This is a genomic window from Chitinophaga sp., from assembly GCF_036566945.1.
Lineage (GTDB): Bacteria > Bacteroidota > Bacteroidia > Chitinophagales > Chitinophagaceae > Chitinophaga.
This window is the reverse complement of sequence record NZ_DATCVJ010000753.1, coordinates 1-10,685: the sequence shown is the minus strand read 5'-3', so window position 1 is coordinate 10,685 and position 10,685 is coordinate 1. Positions and strand designations below refer to the sequence as shown.

Genomic DNA, 10,685 nt, shown 5'->3' with positions numbered 1-10,685 from the left:
ACCCGTATATTGCTGAAATGAGGAGGACGCGGCTGACTTTCTTCCGTGGCAGGAATAGGACCACAAGTCCAAAAACATTACCTTCGTGCACATTTTTTTACTACAAGGGATTTTATGAAGCTGAACGAACTATTACTTCAAAGGAGTGAGAATAAGTGTGAGCTATGCCAGGCCACTGAACCATTGAATGTTTATGAAGTGCCTCCGCAATCTTCCAGCGATCAGGATAACTGTATCATGATTTGTGATACATGTCAGTTGCAGGTAGAGAAGAAAGCCGAACTGAATAGTGAACATTGGCGTTGTTTATCCGATTCTATGTGGAGTGAAATACCAGGCGTGCAAATCGTTTCCTGGCGCATGTTGAATCGCTTAAAAAGCGAAAGCTGGGCGGCAGATAACCTGGATATGATCTACCTGAATGATGAAGCATTAGCCTGGGCAAAAGCCACCGGCGATCATGATAACGATGCAGCCGTAGAACTGCACCGGGATTGTAACAATGCCACCCTGCAAAATGGCGACGCTGTGGTGCTGATCAAATCCCTCGATGTAAAAGGTTCTACGCTGAATGCTAAAATGGGTACCGTCGTGAAAAATATCCGGCTGGTAGAGGATAACACCGAACAAATTGAAGGTAAAATAGAAGGGCAGCTGATCGTTATTCTTACTAAATATGTAAGAAAACAGAGCTAAAGAGAATTTCAAATTACGAATTACGAATTACGGATTTGTGGGTAGATAGTAAACGCAGATATCTACCCACAAATCCGTAATTCGTAATTTGAAATTCGTAATTCTTTTTTAAGCAGCTTTGTAATGCTCTTCTGCGATCACCATTTTGCTGGCTTGTGTTACAAAAAACGGCTCCAGCACAATTTTTACCCATACAATGGAACAGAAAACCGCTTTTACGGCATAAGGTTCCACATATGTTCTGGCAATCCAGTAAGGCGTAATCAGATCGGTAGAAGAAAAAGAGGTGAACACCAGCGTAAGCACTGCCAGCGTGGTATTTAACCGGGTAGGTGGTTGTGTAAAATACCAGATGGCCACACCCGTGAGCGCAATAATATAAGTAGGCGACTCTCCTTTGTGATTGAAAATAACCACCCAAATCAATACAGATGCCAGCATACTCAGGTTAAACTTTGTTTCCCTGCTGTATAATATTTTTATAAACGGTGCCATAAAGATAGCCGCCGCCGTGAGTATAAAAGCCTGTTTGGAAATGTCCATGTTAAACCAGGTATGCCACCAGCCCATCACTGACACCCCATAAGAAGCAGAGTAGTCATTGGCCAGCAGATACGCCCAGCTCTTGTACAGGAACGTCAGTTGCTCCGTAGAAATGACGAGTAAAGGCATCACCGCAATCACCAATGTCCAGAAAGCAGTGTACAGCGCGGATTTCCAACGTTGCGGATACAACAGGAACAACGACAACGCCACAATGCCAAATATTTTGATGTAGATAGTCACTACCAGCAGTAAAGCGGCCAGCCAGATTTTCTTGTTCTCCATACAATGCCAGGCCAGAATGAAAAAGCCGGTGATCAGTACATTGATTTGTGAACTGGTCAGTGCAATCATCATCTCTATGGCGAGGAACAACAACAGGACAGACTGTTTATCTTTTTTCACCGGCAGCTTCCTGATCGCTATCAGAAATATCACCACATTCATAATGTTCCAGCAAATCAGCGCCGGTACATCCGGCATCCAGGCGAAAGCACTCATCCACATGGCAAAAGAAGGACTGTATTTGTACAGGTCATAATACTCCGCCGGATATAATACATAGAGGTCCTGGTTATGTATCAGGTGAGCCCAGGCGTCTTTGAAGATCAGAAAGTTATTGTAACGGGTCCATTTCTCCATATCCTGCGAAGAATACCAGGAGTGAACCGATATGCCAACGGCCATCAATAAAAACAGGGTGTAAAGATATTTTGGTGGAATGTTGCTAACTGCGCGGCAGATAGCGTCCCAGCGGCCTTTTATGGCTAAGCTTTGCATGTTACTCTTTTAAAGTCGTGACAGTTGTAGTTATAATTCTTAGTTCGTTTTAGTAGGTTGTTGACCGTAAAACTATATAATTTTTTCTTTATTTGAGAATTAAGAAATTGTTTTAGGATTTTGTTAGGAAATGGCGGCAGGGCACGCCAGTGGGCTATTTTGCCGTTCGTAGACGGGATTTCCCGGTTCACCCGGGAAATCCGTGTATTCATTGCTGTTGTTGCTGTTGTTGTTGCTGCATGATATCTTCCAGGTGACGCTGATAACTATTTTTTACCGGCTGATCCGATACTGGAGCGGGCTTCACCGCCTGCCGGGGAGCGGTAAAAGGATCGCTGTCAAAATGATCATCATCCGCATATCCTACAGATACGGTGACTTCCAGTGTATGTCCGGAGCCGCCACTGTATACGCCCTTCACCGGGGAGCAGTCGCTGAAGTTTCGACCTACCGCCAATCTTACATGGTTTTCATTGGCAATACAATTATTGGTAGGGTCAATCCCCAGCCAGCCATATTCAGGAATATACACCTCCGCCCAGGCATGGGTGGCGCCTTCGCCCCGCATCCCGTTTTTATTGGGACAAATATATCCGCTCACATAGCGGGCCGGAATTTGTATAAACCGCAGCATGGCAGTGAGCACATGCGCAAAATCCTGACATACACCTGCTTTGAGCTCCAGTATCTCTTCCAGCGTGCTATCTACGGTCGTAACGCCTTTGATATACTCAAATTGAGTGTATACATAATCGCAGCATCTCACTGCGGTGTTGTAAGGAGTATCTGTTGTTTGTTTTAATCCGAGAGATGTATCCCGCAGCAGGGCGGCCTGATCAAACATCTCCTGCTTGAGGTAATCGAGATAGGCTACATCGTATTTAATGTCGTCCAGCAGCTGCCACTGCACCGCAGGAGGCAGCTCATCTGTGGGCAATGCTCTGGCAGTGGTTTCCACGCAACTACCGGAGAAAATTTTTAATTCATGATGTGGTTCATGTTGTGTAAAAATGCCCACCTCGTTGCCATAGTAGTCTTTAAATATTTCTACTTCGGGATGATGGGAGATGTTGAGTTCATGCCGGATCACCTTCTGGTACTCATCTTTAATAGGATACAGGACAATCTGGTTGGCGCTGTCGCGCACAGGTGCTTCATATGTGTAATGCGTGAGGTGCTTTATTTTGAAAACAGGCATATGTAATAAAAGTTAAGCGTTCGCGAAATAGTATTCATTTAAGAGGTTGCCGATACCATACAATTCACTGCGGATCTTGACGAGATAATTGTGCAGTCCTTCTGCTTTCATACTGTTGACAGAACTATACGTGATAGTACTGTTCAGCCTGCCGATGTTAAAAGACAACTGGTTGTAATGATCTATATTTTTATCACTTTTTAGTCTTTCAAAATAACGATGAATATTATGCACCGCATATTTGGCGGATCTGGGAAAGTCATTGTTCAGCATTACCAGTTCCAGTACATTTTCTGCTTCGAAGCCTTTGCGGTAGGTCTTCAGGTACAACTCATATCCGCCCAGCGATAGCAGCAGGTGTTGCCAGTAGGAGGTGTCCGTAAGCAGATCCGGATTGTTGGAGATGGAGATAAATTTAATATCGAGGATGTCGATAGACTGGATACTTCTTTCCAGGTATTTACCGATACTCATAAAGCTCCTGATTTCACCGCGTTCCATGATGCTGCCGGCGGTGCCATAATAGAGCATTACCTGTTTGATGAGGATGTCGAGTGCCGTTACCGGATCATCTTTTTGTACATACCAGAGCAGTTTCGGGTCTTTTACGGTATGATAATATTCATTGAGGCATTGCCACAGATCTTTGGCAATATGTTCCTGTACGCTGCGGGCATTTTCGCGGGCCAGCGTAATCATGTTGATGATAGAGTTGGGGTTGTCGCGGTTAAAAAGGAGGTATTCCACTACAGAGCGGCTATCATTTTTAATAGCCGATGTTTCGGCGGTATGGCCGCCGGAGGAAATCCGGATCACCGGCGTCCAGGTAAATTCCTGGATGGTGTCCTGGGAGGAGGCGTAGTTGATTTTCAGCATTCTCAGGATGCCGTCACTGCGTTCTACGTACCTGCTTAACCAATATAAACTGGATGCTACTCTGCTTAACATAGGCGATAGATATAAATTTAAGATGCTAAAACCCAGGTGTCTTTACTGCCGCCACCCTGTGAACTGTTTACAACCAGGGAGCCTTCTTTCAGGGCCACCCTGGTGAGGCCGCCCGGTACAATGGATATGCCATCCGGCCCTACGAGGGCATATGGCCTTAAGTCTACCCGTCTTGGCTGCAACATGCCATCCATATAACAAGGGGCGGTCGACAAACTGATGGTGGGCTGTGCAATGAAGTTGCGCGGATCTTTGAGTATTTCTTTTTTATAATTTTCGATATCGGCTTCGCTGGCAGCATGTCCCATTAACATGCCATAGCCGCCGCTTTCATTGGTTTTTTTGATCACCATTTTATGCATGTTCTGAAAGACATATTCCTTATGTTCCGCGTTACCTAAACTAAATGTAGGCACGTTTTTCAGCAGGGGTTCTTCATTGAGATAGTAGCGGATCATATCCGGTACATAGCTGTATACGGCTTTGTCGTCGGCTACACCGTTGCCGGTAGCGTTAATGATGGCCACGTTGCCTTTGCGGTAGGCGCTCATTAAGCCGGCTACGCCCAGGACACTTTTGGGATTGAATACAAGGGGATCAATAAATTCATCATCTACCCTTTTATAAATAACGTCTACCTGTTGCAGGCCCGTGGTAGTTTTCATGTACACTTTCTGATCCCGTACCACCAGGTCGCGGCCTTCCACCAGTTCTACACCCATGAGACGGGCCAGCGTAGTGTGTTCGTAATAGGCGGAGTTGTACATCCCCGGACTTAATAACACAATAGTCGGATTGGCCACTGGCCGGGGCGAGAGGGCCAGCAGGTTTTTATAAAGAATCGCCGGATACTCTGTTACGCTGCGCACCTTGCACTGCGGCAGCAGATCGGGGAATAGCCGTTTCGTGATTTCCCGGTTTTCCAGCATATAACTGACGCCGGAAGGCGTACGGAGATTGTCTTCCAGTACATAAAAAGTACCGTCATAATCTCTGATCAGATCAATACCGGCAATATGGATGTAAATGTCATAGGGCACATTCAGCTGGTGCATTTCCCGTAAGAAGTGAGGGCAGGAGTAGATTAAGGAAGCGGGGATCACCTGATCTTTGATGATAAACTGGTTGTTGTACACATCTTTCAAAAAAAGATTTAATGCCTTTAAACGCTGTTTAATGCCCTTTTCTATGAAAGACCATTCGGCGCAGGTGATGATGCGGGGAATGATGTCGAAGGGAAAAATCTTTTCTATCCCTTCTCCACTGTCATACACCGTAAAAGTGATCCCCTGACTCATGAATAATCGTTTGGCCAGTTCCTCCTTTTTATTCAGGTCGTTGGCAGATTCATTTTCCAGGTAGCCAATGATTTTATGATACTGTTCCCGGAGGTGATTATCAGAAATGTACATTTCATCCCAGGTGTTGGAGACATGCTGATAGCGGTTGAGGTTTATAGTAGTCATAATTGTAATATTTTATCTATTCCATGATGAAGGGCTGTTTTTTCATAATATACATAGAATAACTTAATATTTATAGGTAGAATATGTTTATTTTTTGTTTTTATGAGATAATTAAACATATAATTATAATTATTTATATTAATAAAATTTGAAAATAATCAGATTAACATCTTCCAAAAGTTAGCGCCGTTTAATCCCCGATAATTATGTATATTTTGGTGCTTTTTTGTTTAACGCCCGGACCTGTTTCAACGACGAATGATATCATCAACCGATTTTCATAGCCTTTCCCTTCCGCAGTACTCAATTAACCAATAAAGAATAATTCCCAACACCATTATGTTAAAACTAATCGTAAAACATTTGTTGCCGGCTGTGGCCCTGTTCACTATTTGTAAGCAGCTATCCGCACAGCAGGGGTATAAGATGCAACCCATCGCTATTCAGTCGAGGTGGGCGAAAGAAGTAAATCCGGATAACGCACTGACAGCCTATCCCCGTCCACAACTGGAACGTAAAGACTGGCAAAACCTCAATGGCCTCTGGGAATATGCGATCACCACCGCAGATGCCAAAGAACCCGCTAAATTCGACGGACAAATACTGGTGCCCTTTCCCCTGGAATCAGCCCTGTCAGGCGTAAAGAAAAGTCTGCAGCCGGAGCAACGCCTCTGGTACCGCCGGAAAATTAATATCACACCCGCCAGCGGAGAAAGAACACTGCTGCATTTCGGTGCGGTAGACTGGCAAACCAAAGTATATCTCAATGGTAAAGAAGTGGGTACTCACACCGGCGGCTATACGAACTTTACGATCGATATTACCGCCGCCGTAAAAGCCGGTGAAAACGCGCTGGTGCTAAAAGTATATGATCCCTCCGACAGGGGCATAGGACCGCATGGCAAACAGGTATTGAATCCCGCCGATATTTATTATACACCCAGCTCCGGCATCTGGCAAACCGTATGGCTGGAAAAAGTGCCCACTGATTATATTACCGGTCTTAATATCACACCAGACATCGATAAAGGCATCCTGAATATTACCGTCAACGCGCCCGCAGGTTATACCGTGGAAGCCGTGGCATCAGGCGCCGGCACAGAAGTAGGCCGCATCAAAGGCAACAGCAGCACAAAGTTGCAGCTGAAAGTGCCGGGAGCCGCCCTGTGGTCACCTTCCAGCCCTTTCCTGTACGACTTATCCATTACCCTGCTGAAAGGAAATAAAACCGTTGACGCCGTGAAAAGTTATTTCGGTATGCGGAAAATTTCTGTCGGCAAAGATGATAAAGGCGTGGAGCGCATCCTGCTTAATAACAAACCTTACTTCAACTTAGGTACACTGGATCAGGGCTTCTGGCCCGACGGTTTATATACTGCCCCCACCGATGAGGCATTGTCGTTTGATATCAAAGTGATCAAAGCCATGGGCTTTAACACCATCCGTAAACATATTAAAGTGGAACCGGCCAGGTGGTACTACTGGGCCGATAAACTAGGCATACTCGTATGGCAGGATATGGTGAGCCCTAATCATGGGCTGCCAGACGGCGCCAAAGCGGCCTTTGAGCAACAATGCAAAGAAACTATTGCACAACTGCAAAATTATCCCAGCATTACCACCTGGGTGCTGTTCAACGAAAAGTGGGGACAGTTTGATCAGCAACGCCTCACCGAATGGATAAAACGTACCGACCCTTCCCGGCTCGTCAACGGACATTCCGGTGAATACCTCTACGTGAATGAAAAGCTACGTAGTCCCAGTCCCAACGCATATGTCAGCGCCGACCTCACCGACGTACACAGCTATCCCAATCCCATGAATGCGATCCGCATGCCGGGCAAAGCGCAGGTACTGGGCGAGTTTGGCGGCATCGGCGTATTCATTCCCGATCATCAGTGGAACGTTAGCAGCGCCTGGGGATACATCCTGGAAAAGCCCGGTGCGCTGAAAGCAAAATATGCGATCATGAATCAGCACCTGCAACTGTTACAGCGACAGGGCCTCTCTGCCAGCATCTATACACAACCGTTTGATGTGGAAGGAGAACAAAACGGTTTGCTCACTTACGACCGGCAGGTCGTAAAAATTCCTTTCGCCGAAATCAGAAAAATACACGCCGCACTGAATCCGGATCTGGGTCCTATCCCAGAAGTAACCGCCGCAGATGCAGATATTACAGAACCTGCCGCATTATACAGCGCCGTACTACAGCAATATATAGATGGAAAAAGAGAACCGGAGTTTTTACGGAAGATGGCCATGATGGCCGTGCAAGCCGGCGATAAAGACGGCGCCGCTATGGCTGGCGCAGATTATCTGGCCATGATGAAGCAGCCGTATTCGGAAGATGATCTTCGTTACGTGATGCAGGTCACCGGCAGTACCAAAGACACCGGCTTCACTATTATCCGCAATAATGCAGATGCCATCGACAAAGCCATGGGCGCCCGACAAGCCTCCGTGAAAATGATGAACCTCATTTACCAGGACCTCATCGCACCAGCCATTCCTGATGGCGCCAACCCCGACTGGTCAGCTATTTATGCCACCATAAAACCTTACGGCACCTCCGGCGAAGAAATATTCCTGCGCGCAAAAACTATTTACCTGTTGAATAAACAGGATAAAGCCGGATTTATTCCAGTGGCAAAAGAATACCTGGACAAGTACGGACAGTTTGTAAAACTGTCTGAGAAGAAGAAGATAGAAGCGTTTATGAATTGAATATAGGAGCGTAAAAAAAACGCAGTCTGTTTCAAGTGTGCGAAACAGGCTGCGTTTTTTAGGGGTGCAAGCATCATATACTTGTAAACTGAAACGGGGCGAGACCTTATTTAAAATTCGTATCTTCATTTATTAATAAGTTTATCCTTACAACTGAAAAATCGGGGATATGTCCAGGAGAAGTAATCAACATAGATTTAAAATATATCAGGCTTTCAAAGAAGCACGGAAGGGTGAGGATTTGAATACCTACGAAGAACCGGTATCCAAAGCTTTTTTTGAGACCATAGGGCGTGAGGCTGCCATTAATGCTATTAATGAAAATAAAGCGATGAACTTACCAGTCACGTTCGTTAGAGATGGTTGGGTAGTACGGGAAATGCCGGATGGCAGACAGGAACGGATATCGCAGATTGCTTTGATATCATTGGAAGCATACAAGAAACGTAATCTCATCAAAGGAACTGTCATCCATGTCGGTAAGAAACGTTAGACGAATGAGGGTATTTGCCGGTCCTAATGGCTCAGGCAAAAGCACCATTATAAAGGAAATCCAGAAAGTATTCAAAACAGGGATCTACATAAATGCTGACGATATTGAAAAGGCATGTAATGAAAGAGGATTCGTTAACCTCGGAGATTATAAGCTGGAAGCAGATACGGTAGATTTTCAATCCTATCTTGATCATTCCACATTAATGAAAAAAGCGTTGGCCGATGGATTTAAAATGAGCCTGAAGCTTTCGAACAACGTAATCACTACCGGAGGCGGTTCAAACAGTTATGAAGCCGCTTTGATTTCAGAATACCTGAGAAAACTACTCATCGCTAAAGGAGGTACTTTTTCCTTCGAGACGGTTATGTCACATCCCTCCAAGCTGGATGTTTTTAAAAGCGCCGATGCGGCGGGGTTTAAAAATTATCTGTATTTCATATCCACTGAATCAGCCGATATCAACGTAAACCGGGTATCTGAAAGGGTGGAAAAAGGAGGTCATCCGTTAATGAGCAAAAGATCCGGGAGCGGTATATTAAGTCAATGGATTTGGTGGCGGACATGATTCCTTACTGCCATCGTTGTTTTTTCTTTGATAACTCCGCCAATGCCTATCGCCTGATTGCAGAAATAATAGATGGAGAAACGATGATTATAGAAACCAATGATATTCCTGCCTGGTTTGATACCTATGTTTTGAAGAAGTTGGGAGTTTAAGCATCCCCACCCATCATAATTTGCTGGAACCTCATTGCACCGGCCGTTCCTAACTGGTCGGCCATCTAAGCCAGCGTAAAAAAACGGCGGACATTTCATGCGCATGAAATGTTCCGCCGTTTTTTATTATGTTAGCTCATTAAGGCCGGAACCTGATCGCACCGGAGGTGTTGGACGTGGGATTAGTTCCATTTTTAATAGCTGTCAAATCGTTCTGGATCGCAGTCGTGAAAAACGGATATCCACTGTCTTCATATGTTTTAACCGCACAAAATTTTGTGCCAATAAACGAGCAACTGGAGGAGGGGCTGGTTTGGATATAATCATATGGATTGGTGATATCGTCTCCTACACAAGCCCAGGTCCAGCTGATAGGTGGAGGAGTGCTGTTTGCTTTTACGGCAAAAGCACTAACAATGGCGATAACAAAGGCCGCAAGGGCCAAACGGATTTTTTTCATTTGATGTGGAGGTTTAAAATGTGATACAAAATATAGTGCACGTTATTACAGGACGCGCTACCTGTTTATTGCAATAAAGCGTTATGCGGAGGTGGTTTGTTGAATAAACCATCGCTCCAGTTTGTATAAGCCAATAGTGATAATAGTCAGTAGTATAAAAGCAGCATTAAATAGGGCATGCCATTCCCAGCTCATACCCGCAAACACGCCGTTGCAGCTGCAAGGAAGTGACGCCCCGGAGAGGAAAAGGATGGCAATCGCAACAGTAAATGCCAACAATGTAAACAGCGACAACCAAAGCCCTTTTAAACGCAGCGAAGGAATTAACAGCATGATGGCAATGCTCAGCAAGCCTGCTGGCAGCAACGCCGCAATGTAACCGGCAATTGTCGCCGGGAAAGACCAGGGCGGTAGTCTTAACATATTTTTAAACAACGTATAGTCGAGTAGTTTAGACACACCCGTATACGCAAATAACAGGATTAACAAAGCGACCATTATTTCAATGACCCGTTTTCTGGACATTTTTAAAAGTTTTATATTGTGTAGTTACGACCTATATTCTTGTCTCATATGGAAAAGCATGAGCCCTATATTAAACTGTGCCGGTACCTGAAAGACCGCCGCATTTTTATCAGTGAAAGTGAGTTGGAT

At 45.1% G+C, this 10,685-nt stretch carries 11 protein-coding genes; 5 read left to right on the top strand and 6 right to left on the bottom strand.

Annotation, left to right across the window (positions count from 1 at the left end; all coding sequences use genetic code 11):
- Positions 1 to 114 precede the first annotated feature (114 nt).
- Positions 115 to 696 carry a PhnA domain-containing protein gene (locus tag VIP81_RS22680; RefSeq protein ID WP_331966780.1) on the top strand — a complete coding sequence of 194 codons (582 nt, stop codon included), beginning with the start codon at positions 115 to 117 and terminating at the stop codon, positions 694 to 696.
- 108 nt (positions 697 to 804) lie between these two features.
- On the opposite strand, the gene VIP81_RS22675 is transcribed toward VIP81_RS22680, so the two are convergent.
- The 4 genes from VIP81_RS22675 to VIP81_RS22660 form a co-directional block, all read right to left on the bottom strand.
- Entirely contained in the window at positions 805 to 2,019 is a 1,215-nt protein-coding gene (locus VIP81_RS22675; RefSeq protein WP_331966778.1) for a glycosyltransferase family 87 protein, read from the bottom strand.
- 208 nt (positions 2,020 to 2,227) lie between these two features.
- Complete coding sequence (locus VIP81_RS22670) at positions 2,228 to 3,217, bottom strand: transglutaminase family protein (protein ID WP_331966776.1); 990 nt, start codon at positions 3,215 to 3,217, stop codon at positions 2,228 to 2,230.
- A 12-nt stretch (positions 3,218 to 3,229) separates the two neighbouring features.
- Complete coding sequence (locus VIP81_RS22665; RefSeq protein WP_331966774.1) at positions 3,230 to 4,165, bottom strand: alpha-E domain-containing protein; 936 nt, start codon at positions 4,163 to 4,165, stop codon at positions 3,230 to 3,232.
- A 17-nt stretch (positions 4,166 to 4,182) separates the two neighbouring features.
- A complete protein-coding gene (locus tag VIP81_RS22660) occupies positions 4,183 to 5,631 on the bottom strand; it encodes a circularly permuted type 2 ATP-grasp protein (RefSeq protein ID WP_331966772.1) in 1,449 nt (482 codons plus the stop codon).
- Between the two features lie 339 nt (positions 5,632 to 5,970).
- Here VIP81_RS22660 and VIP81_RS22655 point away from each other — a divergent pair, with 339 nt between their 5' ends.
- The 4 genes from VIP81_RS22655 to VIP81_RS22640 all read left to right on the top strand — a co-directional run bounded on the left by VIP81_RS22655 (position 5,971) and on the right by VIP81_RS22640 (position 9,571).
- Positions 5,971 to 8,358 carry a glycoside hydrolase family 2 protein gene (locus VIP81_RS22655; RefSeq protein WP_331966770.1) on the top strand — a complete coding sequence of 796 codons (2,388 nt, stop codon included), beginning with the start codon at positions 5,971 to 5,973 and terminating at the stop codon, positions 8,356 to 8,358.
- Between the two features lie 169 nt (positions 8,359 to 8,527).
- Positions 8,528 to 8,851 carry a hypothetical protein gene (locus tag VIP81_RS22650; RefSeq protein ID WP_331966768.1) on the top strand — a complete coding sequence of 108 codons (324 nt, stop codon included), beginning with the start codon at positions 8,528 to 8,530 and terminating at the stop codon, positions 8,849 to 8,851.
- Positions 8,852 to 8,855: 4 nt separating this feature from the next.
- The gene (locus tag VIP81_RS22645) at positions 8,856 to 9,419 is read left to right on the top strand and encodes a hypothetical protein (RefSeq protein ID WP_331966766.1); all 564 of its coding nucleotides are present in this window, start codon (positions 8,856 to 8,858) and stop codon (positions 9,417 to 9,419) included.
- Positions 9,398 to 9,571 (top strand): hypothetical protein, encoded by a 174-nt coding sequence (locus VIP81_RS22640; RefSeq protein WP_331966764.1) that lies wholly within the window; start codon positions 9,398 to 9,400, stop codon positions 9,569 to 9,571. Before VIP81_RS22645 ends, VIP81_RS22640 begins: the two co-directional genes overlap by 22 nt.
- 139 nt (positions 9,572 to 9,710) lie before the next feature.
- On the opposite strand, the gene VIP81_RS22635 is transcribed toward VIP81_RS22640, so the two are convergent.
- Together VIP81_RS22635 and VIP81_RS22630 are read right to left on the bottom strand one after the other, a co-directional pair.
- Positions 9,711 to 10,031 (bottom strand): DUF6520 family protein, encoded by a 321-nt coding sequence (locus VIP81_RS22635; protein WP_331966762.1) that lies wholly within the window; start codon positions 10,029 to 10,031, stop codon positions 9,711 to 9,713.
- A gap of 81 nt (positions 10,032 to 10,112) precedes the next feature.
- A complete protein-coding gene (locus tag VIP81_RS22630) occupies positions 10,113 to 10,556 on the bottom strand; it encodes a MauE/DoxX family redox-associated membrane protein (RefSeq protein ID WP_331966760.1) in 444 nt (147 codons plus the stop codon).
- Positions 10,557 to 10,685: the final 129 nt, after the last annotated feature.

What these genes read in the sequence shown, in the direction of transcription:
- VIP81_RS22680 (WP_331966780.1), top strand. Translation starts at nt 115, where the DNA reads ATGAAGCTGAACGAACTATTACTTCAAAGGAGTGAGAATAAGTGTGAG.
- VIP81_RS22675 (WP_331966778.1), bottom strand. Translation starts at nt 2,019, where the DNA reads ATGCAAAGCTTAGCCATAAAAGGCCGCTGGGACGCTATCTGCCGCGCA.
- VIP81_RS22670 (WP_331966776.1), bottom strand. Translation starts at nt 3,217, where the DNA reads ATGCCTGTTTTCAAAATAAAGCACCTCACGCATTACACATATGAAGCA.
- VIP81_RS22665 (WP_331966774.1), bottom strand. Translation starts at nt 4,165, where the DNA reads ATGTTAAGCAGAGTAGCATCCAGTTTATATTGGTTAAGCAGGTACGTA.
- VIP81_RS22660 (WP_331966772.1), bottom strand. Translation starts at nt 5,631, where the DNA reads ATGACTACTATAAACCTCAACCGCTATCAGCATGTCTCCAACACCTGG.
- VIP81_RS22655 (WP_331966770.1), top strand. Translation starts at nt 5,971, where the DNA reads ATGTTAAAACTAATCGTAAAACATTTGTTGCCGGCTGTGGCCCTGTTC.
- VIP81_RS22650 (WP_331966768.1), top strand. Translation starts at nt 8,528, where the DNA reads ATGTCCAGGAGAAGTAATCAACATAGATTTAAAATATATCAGGCTTTC.
- VIP81_RS22645 (WP_331966766.1), top strand. Translation starts at nt 8,856, where the DNA reads ATGAGGGTATTTGCCGGTCCTAATGGCTCAGGCAAAAGCACCATTATA.
- VIP81_RS22640 (WP_331966764.1), top strand. Translation starts at nt 9,398, where the DNA reads ATGGATTTGGTGGCGGACATGATTCCTTACTGCCATCGTTGTTTTTTC.
- VIP81_RS22635 (WP_331966762.1), bottom strand. Translation starts at nt 10,031, where the DNA reads ATGAAAAAAATCCGTTTGGCCCTTGCGGCCTTTGTTATCGCCATTGTT.
- VIP81_RS22630 (WP_331966760.1), bottom strand. Translation starts at nt 10,556, where the DNA reads ATGTCCAGAAAACGGGTCATTGAAATAATGGTCGCTTTGTTAATCCTG.